This is a genomic window from Streptomyces sp. NPDC018000 (assembly GCF_044328025.1).
Lineage (GTDB): Bacteria > Actinomycetota > Actinomycetes > Streptomycetales > Streptomycetaceae > Streptomyces.
In genome coordinates this window covers 55,928-79,457 of record NZ_JBIRGM010000001.1, presented here as the reverse complement: position 1 = coordinate 79,457, position 23,530 = coordinate 55,928, and the positions used below count along the sequence as shown (strand labels likewise).

The window sequence follows — 23,530 nt, the reverse complement described above, 5'->3', positions numbered from 1 at the left end:
AAGACTCGAAATCGCGTGCCGCGCGGCACCTGTCCTGATGCAGTCTATGGGGGTCTGCTGATCAACTTTTCGAAGGGCTCCTCGATGTCGACCGTGCCTCCCGCTGCTCCTTCCGTACAGCTGCGTGTCCCGACCGACGAGGATGCGCTCTCCTGGCACCGTGCGTTCGACGACCCCGAGGTGATGGAGTTCTTCGGCGGTACGTCGGAGGAGCTCTCCATGTACGAGGAGTGGACCGCCCGTCAGCGCAGACTCGACGCCGAGCTGGGCTACTGCCTGTGGACCGTGCTCGGTGAGGACGGCGAGGTCGTCGGCTTCACCGGCGCCCAGCCCTGGCCGCAGACCGCGTACGGCCCGGTGGGCGAGATCGAGATCGGCTGGCGGCTGGCCCGGTCGGCCTGGGGCCGGGGTTATGCCACCGCCGCCGCGCGCCTCACTCTGGAGCGGCTGCGCGCGGCGGGGCTGGAGCGGGTGGTGGCGACGATCGACGCGCGCAACGAGCGGTCGATCGCCCTGGCCCGGCGGCTGGGGATGGAGCGGGCGGAGAGCTTCACGACGGAGCGGACGGGGCAGGAAGTGCAGTGCTTCCGGTTGCGGCTGGCCCCGTGATGACCGGCGTCAGTCGATGTCGTTGAGCATCCAGGTGGACAGGGCGGTGTCGAAGATCTGCCGGGCGTTCGGCCAGTAGGCGTCGCGATCGGTGGTGTAGATGGCGTACTCCGTACCGTCGTCCGCGATATAGCTCTGGTCGATCGCGTGGATCGTCTCGCCGGTGTCCCGGTCCTCGTACGTGTACTCCCAGATCGCACCCGGCATTCCCTGGAAGGTGTTGGACGACAGCTGCAGCCGTTGGTAGTTCTTCTGGTTGGCGTCGGCGGTCCGCTCCATCGTCCGGAAGTTCTCGTACGAGGTGTACGGGGCGTTGCGGATGACGCCGACCTTGAGTTCGGCCCGTCCGGTGGGGCCCGCGTAGGTGATCTGGTGGTTCTTCTCGCTCTGCCGGTCCCAGGCCGTGGGGACGGCGAAGGAGAAGCCCGCGGTGTCGGAGACGAGCCGGAAGCCCTCGGGGACGGTGGGAGCGGACGGAGGGGCCGAGGGGGACGCGCTGTCGGAGGGGGTCGGGTTGTCGGAGGGGACCTGTTCCTGCGACACGTCGGCTGCCGGGGGCCGGCTGCTCATGGTCGCGGCGGGCTTGTCGTCCGTGGCCGCGTCGTCACTTCCGCGGTCTGTCAGGGCCAGTACGCCGGCGGTCGCGCCGCCGCCGACGAGGAGCGCCGCGATGAGGGTGCCGGTCCAGATGAAGGCGGTGCGCTTGCGGGTGCCGGCCGGGGGTGCGGGTGCGGCGACGGGTGCGGGCGCGGGTGCGGGAATGGGCGCGGGCGCGGCGCCCAGTCGCACGGTGTGCGGGTCGTACGGAGGCGGGGGCGTCGGGGCGGTCGGGGTCATCGGGGTGGCCGGGGCCGCCGGGGCCACGCCGGGCTGCGTCGGAGTCGGTGTCCGCCGCCCCAGGAGCCGCAGCAGATACGGCGCCACCAGCACCGCACCGCCCACCCACAGCAGCCCGAACAGCAGCGCGTCCGGCATGCTCGGTGCGAGTTCCGCCGTGCCCTGGCCGCCCACCTCCGCGATGCTGCCCGAGAGTTGTGCGGAGACCCCGCTGAAGGCGCACAGCACCAGGAACATCGCCAGGAACAGCCCGCCCACGGTGGCCTGTTCACGCCGGTCCGTCGAGCGCCGCGCGGCAAGGACTCCCACCGTCAGCGCGCAGACGACACCGGTCGCCAGCGCTCCGGCCGTTGCCCAGCCGCCCAGCTCGCTGCCCAGTTCGGACAGTCCGAAGCTGCCGTGCTCCAGACCGGAGCCTAGGTAGCTGATCTGCCCCCGCACGTCGTACTCGACAGGAACGCCCCAGCCCAGCCCGAGCACCATCAGGCCTGTGTTCGGCAGCAACGGCAGCAGGATCAGCATGGCTTCGCCGTCCACGCCGTCAGCATTGGCGTACGCGATGAAGCCGATCATGGTGCAGAGCAGCAGTACGACGCCGAGCGCCCGTACCGCCGTCCCCGCCGCCCGTACCGCGGTACGCGCGACCGGCCGCGCGGCCAGCCACTGGGCCGACGCGTCGCGCTGCAGTACGCCGCCGGTGACCAGCGACGAGATCACCAGCGCTCCGAGCGCGGCGAGCAGCGGTGCGGACGAGACCGAGACACCCGCGACCTCGGGCTGGGCGAACAGCCCGAGGACCAGTACCGCGGCGGTGGACACCAGGCTGATCCGTACCGCCGCCTCCATGCCTTCGCCCCGCTTACGGACCGCTCGGGGACCCAGGTAGAGCGCACCCACCCACAGCAGCGTGACCGTCAGCGGGACCAGGGAGAGCGTGGCTCCGCCCTGCGAAAAATCGCTGCCGGAGCCGTACTCGCTGTCGCCGTACCAGCCGCCGTCCAGGCCATCGGCCGGACCGGTGGACCGCACCTCGAAGCCGCCGCCGAAGGCCTGGAGCAGCATCGCCAGCGCGATCCGCAGCCGGTCGCTCCAGCCGACGACGACGTCGTCGTCCTGGCCGTACGAGGGGATGGCGAGCGCCACGGCGAGGGCGAGGATCAGCCCGGTGGGCCACACCGCCGCCTTCACCGAACCCGCCCAGTCGCCGCGGAAGGCCCGGCCGAGGAACGCGCCGAAGGGCGACGGCCCGACCGGACCCGGCATCGGCGGGGCGACCTGCATCGGCGCATGGCCGGGAGGCGGTGGCTGAAGCGGCGCGGGCTGGTGCGGCGGCGGCTGAGGCGGCCGGGGCGGCGCGCTCGGCATCGTCGGTGGGGCGGCGGGCACTGCTTGCGCGGTCGGCCGTTCGCGCCCGCACTTCATGCAGATGCGCACCTCCTCCGGGGCCGGTGTTCCACAGAAGGGGCAGTACGAGGGCATGCGAGCTCCGGCGGCAGGAACGGGGAAGAGGAAGAGCCGTATCAGAAGACGCGTGACGCACCAGAAGGCACGTGACGTATCAACGGACGCATCTTCCCCACCGTCCGGTTCCCGTCAAGTCACCGTTGCTTCAGTGACGTACGCCCCGGTGCAGCGCCACCACACCGCCGGTGAGATTGCGCCAGGCGACCTTCGACCAGCCGGCCTGCTGAAGCTTCGCCGCCAGTCCGGCCTGGTCGGGCCAGGCACGGATGGACTCGGCGAGGTAGACGTACGCCTCGGGGTTGGACGACACCGCGCGCGCGACCGGCGGCAGCGCCCGCATCAGGTACTCGGTGTAGACCGTGCGGAACGGCGTCCAGGTCGGCTGCGAGAACTCGCAGATCACCACGCGGCCTCCCGGCTTGGTCACCCGGTACAGCTCGCGCAGCGCCGCATCCGTGTCCTGGACGTTGCGCAGCCCGAAGGAGATCGTCACCGCGTCGAAGGTCTCGTCGCGGAACGGCAGCCGGGTTGCGTCGCCCGCGGTGAAGGGCAGCCAGGAGTGGCGCTTCTTGCCCTCCTGAAGCATGCCGATGGAGAAGTCGCAGGGCACGACGTACGCGCCCGTCGCCGCGAACGGCAGCGAGGACGTCGCCGTGCCCGCGGCCAGGTCGAGGACCTTCTCCGCGGGTCGGGCATGCACCGCCTTCGCGACCTCCTTGCGCCACAGCCGGGCCTGGCCGAGCGACAGCACATCGTTGGTGAGGTCGTAGTTCGCCGCCACGTCGTCGAACATCGAGGCGACTTCGTGCGGCTGTTTGTCCAGGGATGCTCGCGTCACCCGTCCATTCAAGCAGCCCGGTCGGCGCCGTCTCGCGCCGGTCGTGCGTCGGCGCCGGAACATTTCCGAACTCGTGTTCAACCTTTTGGCCGCGGCACCACTCAGTACAGGGGTGAGAGACCACCGAGACCCCGGAGAGGGGGACAGATGACCGCGGACGGCAGTCGGGATTCCAACGGATTCGAGGAGTTCGCCCGGGCGAACCAACGGCGTCTGTACCGGACCGCATATCTGCTGTGCGGCGATGCTGAGAGCGCCCGGGATCTGACCCAGACGACGCTGGCCAAGCTCTTCCAGTACTGGCACCGGGCGAGCAAGGCCGACGATCCCGCCGCCTATGCGCGCACCGTCCTCACCCGGACGTATCTCGCCGAGCGCCGGCGCCGGCTCCGCGACTTCCTGGCCCACAGCCATGTCGATGCCCCGACCTCCTCGGTGGGCCCCGAGCTGACGGTGACGCTGCTGACCGCGCTCGCCGAACTGCCGCCCCGCGCCCGGGCGATGGTCGTCCTGCGCTACTGGGAGGACCTGGCCGTGCAGACGGTCGCCGAGCTGCTGCGCTGCAGCGAGTCCACCGTCAAGAGCCAGTGCTCACGCTCGCTCGCCACGCTGCGTACGCGGCTGGGCGACCCGCGCCTCTACACCACCCGTTGCTGAGGAGAACGTCATGGACATCTTTCCGGAAAACGTGCCGCAGGAGAGCGAGGACCGATTGATCAGGGAGGCCATGGCGGAGGCGGCCGAGGGAGCGCCGCCGCTGCCGGACCTGGTGCCGGTCGCCCTGGCCGCGGGCCGCAGGCGCCGCACCAGGGCGCGGGCGGCGATCGGTGGCGGGGTGGTGGGAGTGGTGGCGCTCGGGGTGTTCGGCGCGACGCTGCCGTCCTGGGGCACGGGCGCCGGTACGGGCGAGAGCATCGCACAGGTCGGGGCGTCCTCGCCCGTACCGAGCACGGGTCCCGGGACCCCGTCCCCCGCAGCCACCGCGCCCACGCCCGGCTCCCCGGTGCCGGCCCCCTCGCCCACCGGGCCGCCACGTGAGCCCGTCCACAACACACCCACTCCGGGCGAGTCGTCCATGGCCGACCTGCCCGCGCCCGAGCGCGGACGGCAGGAGAAGTTCCAGCAGCAGGCGGCGGCCGTGCTGGACGAGCTGTTGCCCCCGGCGTTCGGCACGGTACGCCCGGTCGACCTGGCCGTCAGCCAGTACCAGGGCGGGTCCGGGGGCCATGTCTTCCCCGTCGTCTTCTCCGTACGTCCCAGCGGCGGCCCGTCGGGCGCCCCGTCCGGCAGCTCGGTGCAGGAGCCGCCTTGCCAGGACGCCCCGGAGATGAAGTACCAGTGCGAGCGGGTCACCCTGCCGGACGGGATCGTGGCCCGCGTCGTCACCGCGATCGGGAGCTCGAAGAACGGGAAGGACATCGTCGGCGTCAGCGTCGGCTTCACGTTCAAGGACAGCGCCGTCGTCCTCTCGGTCGACGGCGACGACTCCGCCATGGTCTCCGCGCCGGTCACCGCCGACCAGCTGCTCCACGTCGCCCGGGACGCCCGCTTCCTGCGCCTGGTGCGTTATGCCGAAGCGTTCCCGATGGAGCCGAAGCAGGAGTCCGTCCATGGTGGGTGAGGAGCGGGGCCGCCGGGCGCGTGGCCGCGGGCAAGGTCGTGGTGCGGTCCGGCGGGCCCGACGCCGGAAGACCCGGATACGGGTGACGGGCGCCGTGCTGGTGCCGGGTGCGCTGCTGCTCTGCGGGGCGCTCGTGTGGGGGCCGTGGGGTGGCGGTGAAGGGGCGTCGGCGTCGGCCCCCGGCTCCCGTTCCACGCCCGGCAGTCCGCGCCCCTCCGCCTCGGCCGACGACGCCAAGGCCGATACCGGCACCGGCGCCGGGAAGGGGCGCACGGCGGAGAAGAAGCCCGAGTCGGGAAAGCGTGTGGACTTGTCCCGGACCCCGTCCACGTCCGTGCCCGTGCACGGCTCCGGTACGTTCGTCACCGCTGCCCCGGTGCACACCGGCAGCCAGGGCACCGGCACCGTCCACCGCTACCGCGTCGAGGTGGAGCGGGGCACCGGTCTGGCCACGCGTCCCGCCGCGGCAGCGGTCTCCGAGATGTTCGCCGACCCGCGCGGCTGGACCCGTACGGGGCGCGACGCGTTCCAGCAGGTCGACTCGGGCCAGGCCGGTCTGGTGATCCGGATCGCGACACCGGACACCGTCGACCGGCTCTGCGGGGCGGCCGGGCTGAACACCCGCGGCGAGGTCAACTGCCGCGTCGGCACCACGGTCGTGGTGAACCTGAAGCGGTGGATGACGGGGTCGCCGCAGTTCGACGGCCCGCTGGCCGAGTACCGGGCGCTGATCATCAACCATGAGGTCGGTCACTGGCTGGGCCACGGCCATGAGACCTGCCCGGGGCCCGGCCGCCCCGCGCCCGCGATGATGCAGCAGATCAAGGGGCTGAAGGGGTGCGTCGCCAACGCGTGGCCTTACACGTCCGAGGGAACGTACCTGCGCGGCCCGTCCGTCCCGTGACGGCGCGGACGCCCCGTCCATGCCGGGGCCGGACACACGTCCTAACGACGCCGGTACACCAGCCGCCCGCCCAGCACCGTGGCGACGCACGGTCCGGCCCCCGACTCGTTCAGCGCGTCCTCGTCCGGGACATCGAAGACGGCGAGGTCGGCGCGGGAGCCGACGGTGATCGGGCCGTGCACGGAACCGGGCAGGTCGCGCCCCTCCATGAACGGGTCCAGGTCGGGTTCGCCGAGCAGGATGCCGGGGGCGCCGACGACCGAGACCTCCGTCAGACCCGAGCGGGCCACGGCGGTACGGACGGCCGGGTCGGGGAAGCGGCCGGCGAGGTGCGTCGTGCCGTACCGCAGCATCTGCTGCAGCCCGCGCCGTACGCTGCCCGCCCACCGCGTCGCGTCCATCCCGGCGGCCAGCCGCTCGAATTCCTCGCCCCTCAGCGGCTGGTCGCCGAGCGCGTCCGCCTCCCGCGGGTCGGGGTGGTAGCAGCGGGTGAGCAGCCACCGGCCGTGCCACTGCCGCAGTCCCGGTGTGATGACGCCCGGCCAGGTGCGGACCCGGGCCGCCGGGTGGGCGGCGACGACCTCGTCGTACGGTCCGAGGGCGACGATTCGGTCGCTCTCCACGGCGACCGCGCCCCGCGCGATGGGCGCCGCGCCGACCGGAAGGACCAGCGGCGCGGTGTGAACGGTCAGCAAAGCGGCCTCAGGCCGACCGGCACACGGGGGGCGGCGTCGCAGAGCTGGGCACGCACATCTGCCGCGTTGTCGTCAATCACCATGGCTCCGCCATGCCTCAATCCTCCGCCTTGCAGCTGCACGCACCCAGCCCCGCTCCTACTCCCACCCCCCATGTGCCGGTCGGCCTCAGTTGGCGTTGAGGAGCTTCAGCTCCGGGTGGGCCGTGCCCCCCTCGATCGCCGTGGACGAGATGTGCGAGACGACGCGCTCGTCGACCGGGTCGTTCGCCGGGTCGTCGTGGACGACGAGGTGCTCGTACGTCGTGGCGCGCTGGGCCGGTACACGGTCCGCCTTGCGGATCAGGTCGATGATTTCGAGCCGGTTGGAGCGGTGCCTGGCACCGGCGGAGGAGACGACGTTCTCCTCCAGCATGATCGAGCCGAGGTCGTCGGCGCCGTAGTGCAGCGACAGCTGGCCGACCTCCTTGCCGGTGGTCAGCCAGGAGCCCTGGATGTGCGCGACGTTGTCGAGGAAGATCCGGGCGATGGCGATCATCCGCAGATACTCGAAGAGCGTGGCCTGCGTCCGGCCCTTCAGGTGGTTGTTCTCCGGCTGGTACGTGTACGGGATGAACGCCCGGAAGCCGCCCGTCCGGTCCTGTACGTCGCGGATCATCCGCAGGTGCTCGATGCGCTCGGCGTTGGTCTCGCCGGTGCCCATCAGCATGGTGGAGGTGGACTCCACGCCGAGACGGTGCGCGGCCTCCATGATCTCCAGCCAGCGCTCGCCGGACTCCTTGAGCGGGGCGATCGCCTTGCGCGGCCTGGCCGGCAGCAGCTCGGCTCCCGCTCCCGCGAAGGAGTCGAGACCGGCGGCGTGGATGCGCTGGATGGCCTCCTCGACGGAGACCTTGGAGATCCGGGCCATGTGCTCGACCTCGGAGGCGCCCAGCGAGTGGATGACCAGTTGCGGGAACGCCTTCTTGATGGCGGAGAAGTGCTCCTCGTAGTACTCGACGCCGTAGTCCGGGTGGTGCCCGCCCTGGAACATGATCTGCGTGCCGCCGAGTTCGACGGTCTCCGCGCAGCGGCGCAGGATGTCGTCGAGGTCGCGGGACCAGCCCTTGGCGGTGTCCTTGGGCGCGGCGTAGAACGCGCAGAACTTGCAGGCCGTGACGCATACGTTGGTGTAGTTGATGTTGCGCTCGATGATGTACGTCGCGATGTGCTCCGTACCGGCGTAACGGCGTCGGCGTACGGCGTCGGCGGCCGCCCCGAGTGCGTGCAGCGGCGCGGACCGGTAGAGGTCGAGAGCCTCCTCCGGGGTGATCCGACCGCCCTCGGCGGCTCGGTCGAGGATGGGCTGAAGGTCGGCCTTCTCGGTCACCGGGCTGTCACCTTTCGGCGGTTTCTCAACGGATCTACGAACCGGTTCAGCCTACGCCAGCCCCTGTCGGCGTCAGCTGCCGGACCGGGTGAGCGTGCCGTACGGAAGGCCCGCGCCCCGCTCCTCGGACCGGAAGCGGAGGGTGCCGTCGGCGGCGCGCGTGAAGTGGATGTCGGAGGTGGTGGATGTGCACAGGGCCTTGTCGCTGGGGCGCTCCGGATCGGCGCGCTCCCGGAGCGTCAGTTCCCTGTCGGTGCCGGACGAGAGGCTTGCGATGCTGCTGCAGCGGACGGTCAGTCCGAGAGCGCTGACCTCCGTGGTCATACGGACCACGTCCGTGCCCTTCTTCCCCGCGGTGAACACGGCAGTGAGCGTGCCGTGCGGCTGCCCGGAGGTCTTCTCGGTGATCGAGCCCTTCCATGTGCCGATGAACGCCTTCGGAAGTCCGCTGACCTGCTCCGAGCCACCCGTACCCGAGTCCGATGGCTGTGGCGGCCGCCCGGAGGACATGGCGGCCGGCGGGGTGTGGCCGACATCGCCGTGCTCGGCGGCTTCCCGGTCGCCGCCGCCCGGCATCAGATCGAAGATGTACGCGCTGCCCACGGTCACAGCGGCGAGCGCACCCGCCACGGCCAGGGCGACGGTGCAGCTCAGCCTCCGGCCGCGGTTCGCATCGGGGCGGGGCGGCCCGGAGTCCGCGCCGACGGTGACGGAGAAACCGGGGTCGGACGTACGTTGCCCAGGCAGCCCGGATGATCCGGTCGGCCCGTCCGACCCGGCCATACCGGCGGTCATGGGCCATGAGGACGGCCCGTTCGGCCGGGTCGGTCCATGCGACGGGGGCGGCCCGGCCGGCGGGCCGAACCCACCGCCCGCACCACCTCCACCGTTCGCACCGGCGACACCGTTCGCGTCCCACGACGCACTGCTGAACGGCACCGGCCCCGACTGCACCGGTGCGTCCTGCGGCTCCAGGTCCAGCAGCGCGACCGCCGCCCGGCTGACCTCGCGCACCAGAGAACCGGGCAGCCAGCCCGACGCCACCAGCGCCGCCGCCCCGCCCGGCGCCAGCTGCCGGGCCAGCTCCATGGGGGTCGGCCGGTCCTCCGGGTCCTTCTCCAGACACCCGGCGACGACGTCCCGCAGCTCTCCCTCCAGCTCCCCCAGCTCGGGCTCCTCGTGCACCACCTTGTAGAGCAGTACGGCCGATGAGTCGCCGAGGAAGGGGGTGGTGCCGGTCGCCGCGTACGCGAGCACCGCGCCGAGCGAGAAGACATCGGCCGCGCCCGAGATGTTCACGCCCCGGATCTGCTCCGGTGCCATGTAGCCGGGCGAGCCGACCGAGACCCCGCTGGAGGTGAGCGAGGCGGTGGCACCGATGGCGTGGGCGATCCCGAAGTCGATCAGCCGCGGGCCGTCAAGGGCGAGCAGCACGTTGGACGGCTTCACATCGCGGTGGATGAGGCCCTGATCGTGCACCACGGCCAGCGCCTCCCCGAGTCCGGCGCCCAGCGTCCGCACCGCGTGCTCGGGCAGTGGCCCGTGCTCGGCGACCGCGGTGGACAGCGGGGGCCCGGCCACATAGCCGGTGGCGACCCACGGAATGGGAGCATCCGGGTCGGCGTCCAGGACGGGCGCCGTCCACTGCGCGCCGATGCGCCGCGCCGCGTCCACCTCCCGGCGGAAACGGGCCCGGAACTGCTCGTCGAAAGCGAAGTGGGGGTGCACGACCTTGACCGCGACGGTACGTCCGCCCGCGCTGCGCCCCAGATATACCCGGCCCATGCCGCCCGCACCGAGCCTGCCGAGCAATCGGTAGGCACCGATGGTCAGCGGTTCGCCGGCTTCCAGCGGCTGCATATCGACTCCCCCCTTCGGACCGGCCTGACCTCCGACCGAAGCCTAGGGGCGAAGGTCATCGGGTCACAGAGGAAACCATCCGCCGATTTCACCCCTAAGGGAACGAACAACGGCTTTCGACACAACAAAAGGCGTGAATGCGTCGTTCACCCGAGCGATTCCGGCACATGACCGGGACTCTCCCCGGACACCATCCATGAATCGACTATTCGACTCGTATTAACCCGAATCGATAGCCGGGCCGGGAGAAGGGGTGAGGGCGGGGGGCGGGAAGAGATATCCGAGCCAGAGGTACAGGATTCATCCATATCCCGGGCCATTCCCCGCACACGGCCTCCTCGGCGCCCGCCCGGCGCGCGCCCGGCGCTCCGCCCCGCCCCGCTCTGCCGCCCCCGTCCGCCGTCCGGTCAGCCGCCGAGCAGCTCGACCTTCACGTCCGCCTGGAAGCCGGTCGTCGGGCCGACCCGGCGCGCGAACTCCTGCACGCCCGCCAGCTGGTCCGGGCCGAAGCGGAAGTCCAGGGTGGTGAAGTACCGCTCCAGCACCTCCGCGTCGAAGGCCTCCCACCGCGCCGCCTGCTCCGCGACCTTGGTGACCTCTTCCAGGGAGACGTCCCGCGAGGCCAGGAAGGCCTCGTGCACCTTGCTCACGTGGTGGGGCTCGGCCGCCAGATAGTCCTTGCGGGCCGCCCAGACCGCGAAGACGAACGGCAGCCCGGTCCAGTCCTTCCACATCCGGCCCAGGTCGTGGACCTGGAGACCGAGCCGGGGCGCGTCGTGCAGGTTGGCGCGCAGCGCGGCGTCGCCGATCAGCACGGCGGCGTCCGCCTCCTGCATCATCACTCCGAGGTCCGGCGGGCAGGTGTAGTAGTCCGGGCTGACCCCGTACCGCTCGGCGAGCAGCAGTTGGGCCAGACGCACGGAGGTGCGCGAGGTCGAACCGAGCGCCACCCGGGCACGGTCCAGCCGGTCCAGCGGCACCTGCGACACGATCACGCACGACATGACGGGCCCGTCGCAGCCCACCGCGATGTCCGGGAAGGCGACCAGGTCGTCGGCGTTGCGGAGGAACTCCACCAGTGTGACGGGGCCGATGTCCAGATCGCCCCTGATCAGCTGCTCACTGAGCTTCTCCGGGGTGTCCTTCGAAAGCTCCAGGTCGAGCAGGGTCCCGGTCCTTGCCAGTCCCCAGTACAGGGGGAGACAGTTCAGGAACTGGATGTGGCCGACGCGCGGCCGGCTGCGACGGTCGTCGTCCGCGAGGGTTGAGACGGTTGAATTGTCCACATCGCGAGGCTAGACCCGTGGCATCACCCGGACGGCACCGGGTGCGCGGGGCGGGCACCTGATCCCACTCCCGGGTCGCACCGGCACCCACCCTCCCGGGGACGCCCGGAAGTCCTCTCCCGAACCCTCTGAAGGCGCCTCGATGACACCCTCCGGGAACTTCACTTCGTCATCCCATCAGCCCGGCAATCAGACATCCGGGTGAAGTGATCTCTCCCTCTACCCTTCCGTACACGCTGCGTGCTAGGCTCGACGCAAGTTGCAGTTTGGTTTCCCTTGCAGTACAGAGCCTGCGGAGCATGTAACCCGCAGGCTTTTGTAGTTTTCAGACTTCTTTGCAGGTTCTGGAGCAGGGCAACCCTTTGGCCCAAGGAGGGCTTATGGCTACCGGAACCGTCAAGTGGTTCAACGCTGAAAAGGGCTTCGGCTTCATCGCCCAGGACGGCGGCGGCCCGGATGTCTTCGTTCACTACTCCGCGATCAACGCGTCCGGGTTCCGCTCCCTCGAGGAGAACCAGGTCGTGAACTTCGACGTCACTCAGGGACCCAAGGGTCCGCAGGCTGAGAACGTCACCCCGGCCTAGTTGCCCGGGTCGGCCGATCGCGGCCGGCTAGCAGTACCCAAGGAGCCCCGCTCCTCCGCCTCGGCGGGGGAACGGGGCTCCTGCCTTTTCCGGGAGGCGGGCACGGCGCCGCTTGACCTTGACACCGTGTGAGGCCGTGCACTGGGAGACATCATGTTCACCATCGGAGACTTCGCCCGATACGGACGGGTGTCGGCCCGGATGCTGCGCCACTACGACGCCATCGGGCTCCTGCGCCCCGACCGCACCGACCCCGCCACCGGCTACCGGTTCTACGGGGCCGCCCAGCTCACACGCCTCAACCGCATCATCGCCCTCAAGGATCTCGGCTTCACGCTCCAGCAGGTGCAGGCCGTCCTCGACGAGCAGGTGGGGCCGGAGGAACTGCACGGGATGCTGCGGCTGCGGCGGGCGGAGCTGGAGGAGGCCATGGCGGCGGCGGCCGCACGGCTGGCACGGGTCGAGGCGAGGCTCCGGTCGATCGAGAGCGAGGGACGCATGTCTGCGGACGATGTGGTGGTCAAGAGTGTTGCCGCGGTACGGGTGGCCGAGCTGACCGGCACTGCGGCGGGCTACGGACCGGAGGACATCACTCCGGTGATCGGCCCGTTGTACGACCGGCTCTTCCCGCTGCTGGGCACGGTGGGCGTCAGCCCGAGCGGCCCCGGGATCGCGCGCTACGAGGACGCTCCGGAAGGCGGCGGCGCGGTCGTCGTCCACGCCGGGGTGACGGTCTCCGCCCCGGTGGGCCCGCTCGGCGACACCGGGATCACGGTGGTCGAGCTGCCGCCGTTCGAGGCGGCGACCATTGTTCACCGGGGTTCGATGGACGGCGTACTGCCGACGACCCAGACCCTGGCCCGCTGGATCGACGCCAACGGCTACCGGTCCGCGGGATACGCCCGCGAGATCAACCTGGAGTGCCCCGAGGACCAGGACAAGTGGGTGACGGAGCTCCAGGAGCCGGTCACCAAGGCCTGACGGCCCTCCGGAGGCACCCGGGTCGGACGGAACGTGACACCCCGCACCCCGGGTGTCACGTTCCTTTGCGCCTCCTACCGTCCTCCGGGCCCCGCCCACAGCCCGTCGTCCGTCAGCCCCAGCAGGTCGATCGCGTTGCGGCGTACGATCCGGTCCACGACATCGGCGGCCAGATGCCCCATCTGCGCCTCGCCGACCTCGCGCGACTTGGGCCAGGTGGAGTCGGAGTGCGGGTAGTCCGTCTCGTACAGGACGTTTCCGACGCCGATCGAGTCCAGGTTCTTCAGCCCGAAGGCATCGTCGAAGAAACAGCCGTAGACGTGCTCGGCGAACAGCTCCGACGGCGGGCGGTGGACCTTGTCGGCGACGCCGCCCCAGGCCCGGTTCTCCTCCCAGACCACGTCGGCGCGTTCCAGGATGTACGGAATCCAGCCGATCTGGCCCTCCGCGTACATGATCCGGAGGTTCGGGAACCGGTCGAACTTGCCGCTCATCAGCCAGTCGACCATCGAGAAGCAGCAGTTGGCGAAGGTGATGGTGGAACCGACTGCGGGCGGGGCGTCGGGCGAGGTGGACGGCATCTTCGAGGACGAGCCGATATGCATCGCGATCACCGTCCCCGTCTCGTCACAGGCCCGCAGGAACGGATCCCACTCGTCCGTATGAATGGACGGCAGCCCGAGATGCGGAGGTATTTCGGAGAACGCCACCGCGCGCACACCGCGCGCCGCGTTCCGTCGGACCTCGTCCGCGGCCAGCTGCGCGTCCCAGAGGGGGATCAGGGTGAGCGGGATGAGCCGGCCCCTCGCCTCGGGGCCGCACCACTCCTCCACCATCCAGTCGTTGTACGCCCGCACCCCGAGCAGCCCCAGCTCGCGGTCCTTCGCTTCGGTGAAGGTCTGGCCGCAGAAGCGGGGGAAGGTGGGGAAGCAGAGGGCGGACTGGACATGGTTGACGTCCATGTCGGCGAGCCGGTCGGGGACCGAGAACGAACCGGGACGCATCTGCTCGTACGTGATGACCTCGAGCCTGATCTCATCCCGGTCGTAGCCGACCGCGGTGTCGAGCCGGGTGAGCGGGCGGTGCAGATCCTCGTACACCCACCAGTCGCCGATCGGCCCTTCGTCGCCCTTCGCGCCCATCACGGGCGCGAACTTGCCGCCCATGAAGGTCATTTCCTTGAGCGGTGCGCGAACGATACGCGGACCGCGGTCGAGGTACTTGGACGGGAGCCGGTCCCGCCAGACATGAGCGGGCTCCACCGTGTGGTCGTCCACCGAGATGATCTTCGGGAAGGTCTCCATGCCTTCCACGGTAGCGTCGATCTGACGAACCGTCAGCTATCTGTACCGGCCCCCGTTCCGCAATCGTTGTCGAGGGCTTGTGCAGACAGTCACTCACTGCTGACGTGTCCGCCCAAAACAAGGCAGACTGTTGAGCGCGATACCAGCGGTACGGAGCAATCCGGATCAACCCGCACCGGACCGGCACTTGGCGGGCCATCCGCAACAGACAGCATCGGCACGATCGGCAGGACCGGCGGGGCGAGCAGGGCAGGGGGAGCAATGGACCGCGACAACGGGCCGCGCACGCATGTTCCGAAGCAACGCGCTCCGAAACGGCAGTCGACCGACGGCGCCGATCTGCGCTTTTCCGTGCTCGGACCGGTACGGGCATGGCGAGGCGGAGAAGCGCTGCCCTCCGGTTCGCCGCAGCAGCGCGCCCTGTTGACCGCACTGCTCCTGCGCGGCGGGCGCACAGCCACGGCCTCCGAACTCATCGACGCCATCTGGGGCGAGGAACCGCCCTCGCAGGCGCTCGCCGCCGTACGCACGTACGCCTCCCGGCTCCGTAAGATCCTCGACTCGCAGACGCTGGTCAGCGACGCCGGCGGATACGCGATCCGGACCAGGCGCGACGCCCTCGACCTGACTGTGGCCCAGGAATTGGCGGCCGAGGCGGAGAAGGCCCGGGCCGACGGCGACCGCGGCCAGGCCCGCACCCTCGTCAACAAGGCGCTCGGCCTGTGGGACGGCGAGACCCTGGCCTCCGTGCCCGGCCCGTACGCCGAGAATCAGCGCACCCGTCTGGAGGAATGGCGGCTCCAGCTCACCGAGACCCGCCTCGATCTCGACCTGGAGGTCGGCTGCCACGCGGAGGCGGTCTCCGAACTGACCGCGCTGACCGCCGCGCACCCGCTGCGCGAGCGACTGCGCGAGCTCCTCATGGTCGCCCTGTACCGCAGCGGCCGCCAGGCGGAGGCGCTCGCGGTGTACGCGGACACCCGACGGCTGCTCGCCGACGAGCTGGGCGTCGACCCGTGCCCCGAGCTGTCCCAGCTCCAGCAGCGCATTCTGCGGGCCGACGACGAGCTGGCCCGCCCGGCCGGCGAACCGGCCCCGGCTCCCGCACCGGTGCGTCCCGCCCAGCTCCCGGCCACCGTCCCGGACTTCACCGGCCGCGCCTCCTTCGTACGCGAGCTGGGCGACCGGCTGGCCACCGCCGAGGGTTCGGTCATGGCCGTATCGGCACTGGCCGGCATCGGGGGCGTCGGCAAGACGACCCTCGCCGTGCACGTCGCCCACCAGGCGCGACAGCATTTCCCCGACGGCCAGCTGTACGTGGACCTTCAGGGCGCCGGCGCACGGGCGGCGGAGACGGAGACGGTGCTCGGCGCGTTCCTGCGCGCCCTGGGCACGGCGGACTCCGCGATCCCCGACTCGCTGGACGAACGCGCCGCGCTCTACCGCTCCACGCTCGACGGCCGCCGCGTCCTGGTCCTCCTCGACAACGCCCACGACGCGGCCCAGATCCGCCCCCTCCTCCCCGGCACCGCGGGCTGCGCGGCCCTGGTCACCAGCCGCGTCCGCATGGTCGACCTGGCCGGCGCCCATCTGGTCGACCTGGACGTGATGTCCCCGGAGGAGGCGCTCCAGCTCTTCACCCGCATCGCGGGCGAGGAACGCATCAACTCCGAGCGCGACGCCGCCCTGGACGTGGTCGCCGCCTGCGGCTTCCTCCCCCTGGCCATCCGCATCGCCGCCTCCCGCCTGGCCGCCCGCCGCACCTGGACGGTCTCCGTCCTGGCCGCCAAACTCGCCGACGAACGCCGCCGCCTGGACGAACTCCAGGCCGGCGACCTCGCGGTGAAGGCCACCTTCGAACTCGGCTACGGCCAGCTGGAACCCGCCCAGGCCCGCGCCTTCCGCCTCCTGGGCCTGGCCGACGGCCCCGACATCTCCCTGGCCGCGGCGGCGGCGCTGCTCAACCTGGAGACCCACGCGGCGGAAGACCTGCTGGAGGTTCTGGTCGACACCAGCCTCCTGGAGTCCGCGGCTGCGGGCCGCTACCGCTACCACGACCTGGTGCGTCTCTACGCACGTTCCTGCGCGGAACGGGACGAGCAGGATCCGAAGGAGCGGGAGTCGGCGCTGTCGCGACTGCTGGACTTCTATCTGGCGACGGCGGCAGGGGTGTACGCGCTGGAGCGGCCGGGGGACCGGCTGGTGGATCACCTGGAGCCGACGGGCCACGCGGGGCTGGTCTTCGACGGCAGGCACACGGCACGCGACTGGCTCTACACGGAGGCCGGTCCTCTGCTCTCCTGCGTGCGCCAGTCGTCCCGCCCCTCGACACTGCCGCGCGCCGTCGATCTGCTCTGGTGCGCGCTCGACCTGGGCGAGTCCGGAGCGAACTCGAAGCAGTACGAGACCACCGCTTTCGCCGTCCTGGATGCCGCCCGCGCAGGGGGCGATCGACGCACGGAAGTGCGGGCCCTGATGACGCTGGCCGACGTGCACCACACGTCGGGGCGCTTCGACCAGGCCGAGGACGAGGCGGAGAAGGTCATGCGGCTCGTCGAAACCGCGTGCGATCCGCTCCCGGGCTGCTGGGCTCCGAACGCCCTCGGAATCATGGCGCTCTATCAGAACCGTCACGATGACGGCGAGAAGTACCTCACCATGGCCATCGACCGTTTCCGTGAGATCCAGGACCGCCCCGGTGAGGCGAGTGCGTTGTGCAACTTGTCCCGCATACATCTGGCCACCGGCCGTACCGACAGCGCGGTTTCGCTGGCCCAGCAGGGCATAGACATCTACGACGGCATGGGGCATGCCCTACGGAGCGCGAACGGACGCTACGCACTGGGAATGGCTCTCACCCAGAGCGGCCAGTTCGTCACCGCGGCGGAACGCCTTCTGGAGGCGTTGGACGTCTTCCGGGACAGCCGCCAGCGACTGTGGGAGGGAATGACCCTCTTCCGCCTCTCCGAGGTCGACCTCGCGTCCGGAAGCCCGGCCGACGCGGCGACCAAGGCCGAACAGGCCCTGACCTCCCTGCGTGGCATCGGCGGCGAATGGCGTCGGGGCAACGTGCTCACCGTGCTCGGCCGCGCTCTCGACGACATCGGCCAGTTCGGGCGCGCACAGGTGTGCTGGCGCGAAGCACTGATCATTTACGACCGGCTCGGCTCTCACGAGGCCGCCGAGGTACGCGACTTGCTGGCACGGACGGCGCCCTCGGCAACCACGTGACGCGGATCCGAGCGGCGTTCATCGTTCGTTTATCGCGGCCGGGCACTCTCATGGATGTCGACCCGCCGCGTCGGGGGGCAGACGGATTGACACCAAGGCCGTAGCACTAGTGTGAACGGCCCTGAGAGGCCCGCCCGGCAGTCCACGGGGGAACAGCCGGGCGGGCCTCGCCGAACACAGACTGAGACGCCTAGGAAGCAGACGAACATGGCTGACGCGAAGAAGGACACGGAGATCAAGCCGCAGGACATGCACGCCACCAGTGCGGACGCTGGGCAGATCACCACCAAGGACATGCACGCCACCGGCGGGACCGTGAAGCCGCAGGACATGCACGCAACGGGCGGCGGCGTCACGACCAATGACATGCACGCGACGAGCGAGCCGGCCAACTAAACCTAATCGACGGGGTACGGGGGAGCGGCCGCGGCGGCGCGGAGGGGGAGCCGCCGCGGCCGCTGCATGTCTGCGTGCGGCACGGTCGACGACATCGCCTACCCCCGCTCCCGCAGCTCCCCCTTCACCACCTTGCCGCTCGCATTGCGCGGCAGCTCGTTCACGAACTCCACCGCCCTCGGGACCTTGTAGTTCGCCATCTCGCGCCTCGACCAGGCGATCAGGTCGTCCGCCGTCAGCGTCGCGCCCGCCCGGCGGACCACGTACGCCTTGCCCACTTCGCCCAGTCGGGGGTCGGGGACACCGATCACCGCCGCGTCGGCCACGTCCGGGTGGAGACCGAGGAGCTGTTCGATCTCGGCGGGGTACGCGTTGAAGCCGCCGACGATGAACATGTCCTTGATCCGGTCGGTGATCCGGAGGTTGCCGTCCTCGTCGAGGACGCCCACGTCGCCCGTGCGGAGCCAGCCGTCGGAGGTGATCACGGCGGCCGTGGTGTCCGGGTCCTCGAAATAGCCCTGCATCACGTTGAATCCGCGGACCAGGACCTCGCCGGGGGTTCCGGGGTCGGCCAGGACGCGGAGCTCCGTGCCCGGGATCGCCCGGCCGGAGGTCGAGGCGATCGTCCGCGCCGGGTCGCCGCGCCGGCACATCGTGACGATGCCGCTCGCCTCGGAGAGGCCGTACGCGGTGAGGACCGTCGCCGTGCCGAGCTCCGTGCGCAGTCGTTCCACCAGTTGCAGCGGGACCACCGCCGCGCCCGTCACCACCAGGCGGAGGGCGGAGAGGTCGTGGGCGTCCCGGGCCGGGTGGTCCAGGAGGGACTGGTGGAGGGTGGGCGGGCCCGGCAGGACCGAGATGCGTTCGGCGGCGATGTTGGCCAGGACCGTGTCCACGTTGAACACCGGCTGCGGGACCATCGTCGCGCCCCGCATCAGGCACGCGATGATGCCCGCCTTGTAGCCGAAGGTGTGGAAGAAGGGGTTCACGATCAGATAGCGGTCGCCCTCGCGCAGATCCGCCAGCTCGCTCCAGATCGCGTAGCAGCGCAGGGTCTGGGCGTGGGTGATGACCGCGCCCTTGGGCCGGCCCGTGGTGCCCGAGGTGTAGATGATGTCGGAGGGGGCCGAGGGGGCGATCGCGTCGGCTCGGGTTCGTACCGCCGCACCGGACACCCCCTCCCCCGCAGCCAGGAAGTCCTTCCAGGTGACGTAGTCGTCCGGGGCGCTGTCCGCCAGCACCACCACCTGTTCCAGGTGCGGGAGCCGTACGTCGGCCCGGCGCAGGGACGCCACGTACGACGTGCCGAGGAAGGTGCCCGTGACGAAGAGCAGTTTCGCCCGGCTGCGTTGCAGGATGTACGCCGCCTCCGTGCCCTTGAAGCGGGTGTTGAGGGGGACGAGGACCGCCCCGGCCGTGACGGCGCCGAGCGCGGAGACGATCCAGTCCAGGGTGTTCGGCGCCCAGATGGCGACCCGGTCCCCCGGCTCGACGCCCGAGGCCATGCAGGCGGCGGCGGCCCGTTCGACGCGGTCGCCGAGTTCGGCGTACGAGATCCGGGTCCGGCCCTCGACGACCGCCTCCCGGTCCCCGTACCGCTGCGCCGCTGCCCGTATCAGTTTGGGGATGCTGCTCCACTCCTCGTCGCCGCGCATCGTTCGCCCTCTCTGACGCAGTAGCTGACTATCCGTCAGATTAGCTGTAGCCTCAGCCGCTGTCAGCAGTCATGACGGTCTCGGAGGTGGCGGTGGCGGCGCTCAAGGACGTGACAGCGATAGCCGGCATAGGGCAGACGGCCTTCGCGAAACAACTCCCCGAATCCGAGAAGACCCTGGCCTGCCGGGCCATCGTCGCGGCGCTCGACGACGCGGGCATCGCCGCCTCGGAAGTGGACGCCTTCGCCTCGTACACGATGGAGGAGACCGACGAGGTCGAGATCGCCAAGGCCATCGGGGCGGGCGATGTCACTTTCTTCAGCAAGGTGGGGTACGGGGGCGGCGGCTCGTGCGCGACGGTCGCACATCTCGCCGCCGCCGTGGCGACCGGACAGGCGAGTGTCGGTGTCGCCTGGCGGTCGCGGAAGCGGGGGTCGGGGCCCCGCCCCTGGAAGAACACCGCCGTGCAACTGCCCACCCCCGCCCAGTGGACCCGCCCGTACGGGCTGCTGCGGCCGGCCGACGAGATCGGGATGCTGGCGCGGCGGTACATGCACGAGTACGGAGCGACCCGCGACCATCTCTTCAACGTCGCCCTCGCCTGCCGCAACCGCGCCAACCAGAACCCGGACGCGGTGATGTACGAGCGGCCGCTGACCCGCGACATGTATATGACCTCGCGCTGGATCAGCGAGCCGCTCTGCCTCTTCGACAACTGCCTGGAGACGGACGGCGCACTGGCCTGCGTCATCGTCTCCGCCGAGCGGGCCCGCGACTGCCGGCAGAAACCCGTCTACATCCACTCCGTCGCCCAGGGGCTGCCCGCCCAGCACCACGGCATGGTCAACTACTGGAACGACGACCCGCTCACCGGACCCGCCTGGACGGCCGCCCGGCAGCTCTGGAAGCAGGCCGACTTCGGCCCCGGCGACGTGGACGTCGCGCAGATCTACGACGCGTTCACCCCGCTCATCCCGCTCTCCCTGGAGGGGTACGGCTTCTGCGGGCGCGGCGAGGGCGCGGCGTTCACCGAGGGCGGGGCACTGGAGAGCGGCGGGCGGCTGCCCATCAACACCGGGGGCGGCGGGCTCAGTGAGGCGTATGTGCACGGCTTCAACCTCATCAACGAGGGCGTGAAGCAGTTGCGCGGCGCCTCCACCGCACAGGTCCCGGACGCCGGGACCTGTCTGGTCACCGCCGGCGAGGGCGTGCCCACATCTGCCATACTGCTGAGGAGTTGACCGGGATGGATGCCATGCTGCTGCCCGTCGTGGACGAGGACGGCGCCCCCTTCTGGGAGTACGCGGCCCGCGGCGAACTCCGCGTCCAGGCGTGCGCCGCCCCGGAGTGCGGAAGGCTACGCTTCCCGCCCCGGCCGTGCTGCCCGCACTGCCAGTCCTTCGAGAGCGAGTGGCGGCCCCTCAGCGGGCGCGGCCGCATCTGGTCGTACGTGCTGCCGCATCCGCCGCTGCTGCCCGCGTACGCCGCGCAGGCCCCGTACAACGCCGTCGTGGTCGAGCCGGCCGATGCCCCGGGCATCCGGCTGGTCGGGAACGTGGTGAGCGGGCCGGATGCCCCGCTGGACTCCGTCGATCCGGGGCGGCTGCGGATCGGGGCCCCGGTGAAGGCGGTCTTCTGCCCGGTCGCTCCCGAAGTGACCCTGGTGCGCTGGCTGCTGGAGAGGTGATCGGCGATGGCGCTGCGGACGGAGACGGACAAGGAGACCGGGGTCGCGCTCGTCACCCTCGACCGGCCCGAGAAGCTCAATGCGATCGACCTGGCGACCGCCGCCGAACTGACCGCGGTCTGGCAGGCGTTCCGCTTCGACGACGGGGTACGGGCCGTGGTCGTCACCGGTGCGGGCGGCCGGGCCTTCTGCACGGGGATCGACCGGGGCGTGGAGGTTCCGCAGCCTTCGTCCCCGTACACGATCGACGATCCGCTGATCGCGATCGGGCCGAAGGCGAACGACCTGTGGAAGCCGGTGATCGCGGCCGTGGAGGGGATGGCCTGCGGCGGGGCTTTCTATCTGCTGGGCGAGGCGGAGTTCGTCATCGCGTCCGAGGAGGCGACGTTCTTCGACCCGCACACGACGTACGGCATGGTCAGCGCGTACGAGGCGATCTCCATGGCGCAGCGGATGCCGTTCGGCGAGGTGGCCCGGATGTCCCTGATGGGTACGGCCGAACGCGTCACGGCACGTCGGGCGTACGAGACCGGGCTGGTCAGTGAGTTGACGGCACCCGGCGGCGCGGTGGCAGCGGCGCTGCGGGCGGCGGAGGTGATCGCCTCGTACCCGGCCCGGGCGGTGCAGGGGACGGTACGGGCGGTGTGGTCCGCGAAGGAGGCGGCCAGGGCACAGGCCATGGCCCATGCCCCGCACCTGATCGCACTCGGGAACCTGCCGCCGGAGCGGCAGGGCGAGTTGTTCCGGGCGCGGGGCGGCAACGAGTTCCGGATGCGTTGAGGTCAGTGGCTCAGCTCGGCCTCGACCCGGCACTTCTTCACTCGGGATACCTTGCGCGGGCTGTCCATCCGCACGGAGACGGTCCTGGTCTCGCCGCCCTCGACGTCCACGCTCGCCTCACCCGTGTCAACGGTGTTGCCCACCGCGTCGAGGAAGGTCACATCGACTTCGTAGGTGTGCGAGCCGACGGCGTTCGCCGTGAGCCGGACGGTGGAGGTGGTGACTGCCTTGCGCTTGCCCTTGCGGGGCTGGGCGCAGCGCAGGACGTGGACCTGCGGCTCGTCCGAAGCGGTGACATCCGGGGCCGGCGTCTCGTAGCCCGAGCCGCCGGAAGAGCTGCTCGACGAGTCGTCGTAGTCGTCGTTGTCGTCGTAGTCGTTGCGGTGGTAGCTGCCGTTGCTCTTCCCGGAGTTGGAGCAACCGCCGCCGCCGCTGCTCGATCCCTTGCTCTTGCCGCCTCGACCGGAGGCCGAGAAGCCGGTGAGTGCGAGTACCACCACAACCAGTACCGCGGAAAGCTTTATGTGCTGCCGCATCATCGATGCAGCCCCCCTTGTGTTGTTGTCCGTGTCGCTGTCCGTGCTGTTGCTGTTGCTGTTGTCGAACGACCGCGCGACACGGTAGCGCAAGGTGCGGGAGGCAGGGGCCGGGCGTAGCGTCGACGCCGAGAGCGGTGCTGATCCGTGACGCCGGTCCGCGCACACGCAGGAGGCCGATGATGGTCCGCAACGTCCTCGGCTCGGTCCTCGCTCTCGCAGGAGCGGCGGCCGCCGTGCTGAGCCCCTTCCGTGACTGGTACGACGGCCGTCTCGGCCGCCATTACCGGATCGACGAGCTGTTCACGGGTGTCACCGGCAGCCGGCCCGGACCGCTGGGCTCGATCTTCCTGGCCTTTCTCTTCGCCGCCCTGCTGACGGTGGCCGGTGTGGTGCTGCGGTCGCGGCTGCTGGTGGCTTCCGCGGGTGTGGTGGTGCTCGGGTTCACCGTGCTGTGGATGGTGCGCCAGGGGGAGGCGCTGGGCAGTCTGACGGTCGCGGGCGACGGTTCCGGGCTGCAGTGGGGGGTGGCGTACGCGATGGGCGGCGGGGTGCTGCTGCTGTCGGGGGCGGTGGTGATGCCGGGGCGGCACGGTGGTGGGCGCCGGACTGCCCGCCGGGGCCGTGTCCAGCCGTATGCGGCCCCCGGGTCGGAGAACCCGGATACATGGCCGCCCACGCAGGAGCCGGGGCCGTCCGTGCAGACGAGTACATTGCCGGAGCCCGAGCCGGACCCGTACACGGGGCCCTCTCCGACGGCCCGCCGCCCGGGCCCGGAGGGGCAGGACACGGCGCCGCACACGGTGACCGGCCCGGAGGGGCAGGACACGGTGCCGTACCCCGTCGTACCGGACGAGGGGCCCGATCCGCGGCGGCCTCCGCACTCCTGAGGCC

General features: G+C 70.8%; 21 protein-coding genes. 12 read left to right on the top strand and 9 right to left on the bottom strand.

Annotation, left to right across the window (positions count from 1 at the left end):
- Nucleotides 1–84 precede the first annotated feature (84 nt).
- The gene (locus ACH4EW_RS00395) at nt 85–609 is read left to right on the top strand and encodes a GNAT family N-acetyltransferase (protein WP_398249634.1); all 525 of its coding nucleotides are present in this window, start codon (nt 85–87) and stop codon (nt 607–609) included.
- A gap of 9 nt (nt 610–618) precedes the next feature.
- On the opposite strand, the gene ACH4EW_RS00390 is transcribed toward ACH4EW_RS00395, so the two are convergent.
- Together ACH4EW_RS00390 and ACH4EW_RS00385 are read right to left on the bottom strand one after the other, a co-directional pair.
- Nucleotides 619–2,727, bottom strand: a complete 2,109-nt coding sequence (locus ACH4EW_RS00390; RefSeq protein WP_398249631.1) for a DUF6350 family protein — start codon at nt 2,725–2,727, stop codon at nt 619–621.
- Between the two features lie 328 nt (nt 2,728–3,055).
- Nucleotides 3,056–3,748, bottom strand: a complete 693-nt coding sequence (locus ACH4EW_RS00385; RefSeq protein ID WP_398249629.1) for a demethylmenaquinone methyltransferase — start codon at nt 3,746–3,748, stop codon at nt 3,056–3,058.
- Between the two features lie 147 nt (nt 3,749–3,895).
- Between ACH4EW_RS00385 and ACH4EW_RS00380 the strand changes: the two genes are divergently transcribed.
- From ACH4EW_RS00380 to ACH4EW_RS00370, 3 genes are read left to right on the top strand one after another with little or no spacing between them, the layout of a single operon-like run.
- A complete protein-coding gene (locus ACH4EW_RS00380; protein ID WP_398249627.1) occupies nt 3,896–4,405 on the top strand; it encodes a SigE family RNA polymerase sigma factor in 510 nt (169 codons plus the stop codon).
- A 10-nt stretch (nt 4,406–4,415) separates the two neighbouring features.
- Entirely contained in the window at nt 4,416–5,369 is a 954-nt protein-coding gene (locus ACH4EW_RS00375; RefSeq protein WP_398249625.1) for a hypothetical protein, read from the top strand.
- Nucleotides 5,359–6,273, top strand: a complete 915-nt coding sequence (locus ACH4EW_RS00370; protein ID WP_398249623.1) for a DUF3152 domain-containing protein — start codon at nt 5,359–5,361, stop codon at nt 6,271–6,273. Before ACH4EW_RS00375 ends, ACH4EW_RS00370 begins: the two co-directional genes overlap by 11 nt.
- 41 nt (nt 6,274–6,314) lie before the next feature.
- On the opposite strand, the gene ACH4EW_RS00365 is transcribed toward ACH4EW_RS00370, so the two are convergent.
- The 4 genes from ACH4EW_RS00365 to ACH4EW_RS00350 form a co-directional block, all read right to left on the bottom strand.
- Nucleotides 6,315–6,968 carry an imidazolonepropionase-like domain-containing protein gene (locus ACH4EW_RS00365; RefSeq protein ID WP_398249622.1) on the bottom strand — a complete coding sequence of 218 codons (654 nt, stop codon included), beginning with the start codon at nt 6,966–6,968 and terminating at the stop codon, nt 6,315–6,317.
- A gap of 168 nt (nt 6,969–7,136) precedes the next feature.
- Nucleotides 7,137–8,336, bottom strand: coding sequence for a cyclic dehypoxanthinyl futalosine synthase (mqnC, locus tag ACH4EW_RS00360; protein ID WP_398249620.1), 1,200 nt, complete (start codon nt 8,334–8,336; stop codon nt 7,137–7,139).
- A 72-nt stretch (nt 8,337–8,408) separates the two neighbouring features.
- Complete coding sequence (locus ACH4EW_RS00355; RefSeq protein ID WP_398249618.1) at nt 8,409–10,196, bottom strand: serine/threonine-protein kinase; 1,788 nt, start codon at nt 10,194–10,196, stop codon at nt 8,409–8,411.
- 407 nt (nt 10,197–10,603) lie between these two features.
- Nucleotides 10,604–11,482 (bottom strand): menaquinone biosynthetic enzyme MqnA/MqnD family protein, encoded by an 879-nt coding sequence (locus tag ACH4EW_RS00350; RefSeq protein WP_398249616.1) that lies wholly within the window; start codon nt 11,480–11,482, stop codon nt 10,604–10,606.
- 380 nt (nt 11,483–11,862) lie between these two features.
- Between ACH4EW_RS00350 and ACH4EW_RS00345 the strand changes: the two genes are divergently transcribed.
- Together ACH4EW_RS00345 and ACH4EW_RS00340 are read left to right on the top strand one after the other, a co-directional pair.
- Nucleotides 11,863–12,066, top strand: a complete 204-nt coding sequence (locus ACH4EW_RS00345) for a cold-shock protein (protein ID WP_003967102.1) — start codon at nt 11,863–11,865, stop codon at nt 12,064–12,066.
- A gap of 153 nt (nt 12,067–12,219) precedes the next feature.
- Nucleotides 12,220–13,047 carry a MerR family transcriptional regulator gene (locus tag ACH4EW_RS00340; RefSeq protein WP_398249614.1) on the top strand — a complete coding sequence of 276 codons (828 nt, stop codon included), beginning with the start codon at nt 12,220–12,222 and terminating at the stop codon, nt 13,045–13,047.
- A gap of 74 nt (nt 13,048–13,121) precedes the next feature.
- On the opposite strand, the gene ACH4EW_RS00335 is transcribed toward ACH4EW_RS00340, so the two are convergent.
- Nucleotides 13,122–14,351, bottom strand: coding sequence for an amidohydrolase family protein (locus ACH4EW_RS00335; protein ID WP_398249612.1), 1,230 nt, complete (start codon nt 14,349–14,351; stop codon nt 13,122–13,124).
- Between the two features lie 261 nt (nt 14,352–14,612).
- Here ACH4EW_RS00335 and ACH4EW_RS00330 point away from each other — a divergent pair, with 261 nt between their 5' ends.
- Nucleotides 14,613–17,582, top strand: a complete 2,970-nt coding sequence (locus ACH4EW_RS00330) for an AfsR/SARP family transcriptional regulator (RefSeq protein ID WP_398249610.1) — start codon at nt 14,613–14,615, stop codon at nt 17,580–17,582.
- A gap of 207 nt (nt 17,583–17,789) precedes the next feature.
- Complete coding sequence (locus tag ACH4EW_RS00325) at nt 17,790–17,978, top strand: hypothetical protein (protein WP_398249608.1); 189 nt, start codon at nt 17,790–17,792, stop codon at nt 17,976–17,978.
- Nucleotides 17,979–18,076: 98 nt separating this feature from the next.
- Here the strand turns inward: ACH4EW_RS00325 and ACH4EW_RS00320 are convergent, their stop codons facing one another.
- Complete coding sequence (locus ACH4EW_RS00320; protein ID WP_398249606.1) at nt 18,077–19,633, bottom strand: FadD3 family acyl-CoA ligase; 1,557 nt, start codon at nt 19,631–19,633, stop codon at nt 18,077–18,079.
- A 92-nt stretch (nt 19,634–19,725) separates the two neighbouring features.
- Here ACH4EW_RS00320 and ACH4EW_RS00315 point away from each other — a divergent pair, with 92 nt between their 5' ends.
- The 3 genes from ACH4EW_RS00315 to ACH4EW_RS00305 are packed head-to-tail and all read left to right on the top strand — an operon-like array spanning nt 19,726 to nt 22,100.
- Complete coding sequence (locus ACH4EW_RS00315) at nt 19,726–20,874, top strand: lipid-transfer protein (RefSeq protein WP_398251185.1); 1,149 nt, start codon at nt 19,726–19,728, stop codon at nt 20,872–20,874.
- A gap of 5 nt (nt 20,875–20,879) precedes the next feature.
- Entirely contained in the window at nt 20,880–21,320 is a 441-nt protein-coding gene (locus ACH4EW_RS00310) for a Zn-ribbon domain-containing OB-fold protein (RefSeq protein WP_398249604.1), read from the top strand.
- A gap of 6 nt (nt 21,321–21,326) precedes the next feature.
- Nucleotides 21,327–22,100 (top strand): enoyl-CoA hydratase/isomerase family protein, encoded by a 774-nt coding sequence (locus tag ACH4EW_RS00305; protein WP_398249602.1) that lies wholly within the window; start codon nt 21,327–21,329, stop codon nt 22,098–22,100.
- Nucleotides 22,101–22,102: 2 nt separating this feature from the next.
- Here ACH4EW_RS00305 and ACH4EW_RS00300 read toward each other — a convergent pair whose 3' ends face one another.
- Nucleotides 22,103–22,639, bottom strand: a complete 537-nt coding sequence (locus ACH4EW_RS00300) for a hypothetical protein (RefSeq protein WP_398249600.1) — start codon at nt 22,637–22,639, stop codon at nt 22,103–22,105.
- A gap of 179 nt (nt 22,640–22,818) precedes the next feature.
- On the opposite strand from ACH4EW_RS00300, the gene ACH4EW_RS00295 reads away from it, so the two are divergent.
- Nucleotides 22,819–23,526: a hypothetical protein gene (locus ACH4EW_RS00295; protein WP_398251182.1), complete on the top strand. Its 708-nt coding sequence runs from the start codon at nt 22,819–22,821 to the stop codon at nt 23,524–23,526.
- Nucleotides 23,527–23,530: the final 4 nt, after the last annotated feature.

What these genes read in the sequence shown, in the direction of transcription:
- ACH4EW_RS00395 (WP_398249634.1), top strand. Translation starts at nt 85, where the DNA reads ATGTCGACCGTGCCTCCCGCTGCTCCTTCCGTACAGCTGCGTGTCCCG.
- ACH4EW_RS00390 (WP_398249631.1), bottom strand. Translation starts at nt 2,727, where the DNA reads ATGCAGGTCGCCCCGCCGATGCCGGGTCCGGTCGGGCCGTCGCCCTTC.
- ACH4EW_RS00380 (WP_398249627.1), top strand. Translation starts at nt 3,896, where the DNA reads ATGACCGCGGACGGCAGTCGGGATTCCAACGGATTCGAGGAGTTCGCC.
- ACH4EW_RS00375 (WP_398249625.1), top strand. Translation starts at nt 4,416, where the DNA reads ATGGACATCTTTCCGGAAAACGTGCCGCAGGAGAGCGAGGACCGATTG.
- ACH4EW_RS00370 (WP_398249623.1), top strand. Translation starts at nt 5,359, where the DNA reads ATGGTGGGTGAGGAGCGGGGCCGCCGGGCGCGTGGCCGCGGGCAAGGT.
- ACH4EW_RS00355 (WP_398249618.1), bottom strand. Translation starts at nt 10,196, where the DNA reads ATGCAGCCGCTGGAAGCCGGCGAACCGCTGACCATCGGTGCCTACCGA.
- ACH4EW_RS00345 (WP_003967102.1), top strand. Translation starts at nt 11,863, where the DNA reads ATGGCTACCGGAACCGTCAAGTGGTTCAACGCTGAAAAGGGCTTCGGC.
- ACH4EW_RS00340 (WP_398249614.1), top strand. Translation starts at nt 12,220, where the DNA reads ATGTTCACCATCGGAGACTTCGCCCGATACGGACGGGTGTCGGCCCGG.
- ACH4EW_RS00335 (WP_398249612.1), bottom strand. Translation starts at nt 14,351, where the DNA reads ATGGAGACCTTCCCGAAGATCATCTCGGTGGACGACCACACGGTGGAG.
- ACH4EW_RS00330 (WP_398249610.1), top strand. Translation starts at nt 14,613, where the DNA reads ATGGACCGCGACAACGGGCCGCGCACGCATGTTCCGAAGCAACGCGCT.
- ACH4EW_RS00325 (WP_398249608.1), top strand. Translation starts at nt 17,790, where the DNA reads ATGGCTGACGCGAAGAAGGACACGGAGATCAAGCCGCAGGACATGCAC.
- ACH4EW_RS00320 (WP_398249606.1), bottom strand. Translation starts at nt 19,633, where the DNA reads ATGCGCGGCGACGAGGAGTGGAGCAGCATCCCCAAACTGATACGGGCA.
- ACH4EW_RS00310 (WP_398249604.1), top strand. Translation starts at nt 20,880, where the DNA reads ATGGATGCCATGCTGCTGCCCGTCGTGGACGAGGACGGCGCCCCCTTC.
- ACH4EW_RS00305 (WP_398249602.1), top strand. Translation starts at nt 21,327, where the DNA reads ATGGCGCTGCGGACGGAGACGGACAAGGAGACCGGGGTCGCGCTCGTC.
- ACH4EW_RS00300 (WP_398249600.1), bottom strand. Translation starts at nt 22,639, where the DNA reads ATGATGCGGCAGCACATAAAGCTTTCCGCGGTACTGGTTGTGGTGGTA.
- ACH4EW_RS00295 (WP_398251182.1), top strand. Translation starts at nt 22,819, where the DNA reads ATGGTCCGCAACGTCCTCGGCTCGGTCCTCGCTCTCGCAGGAGCGGCG.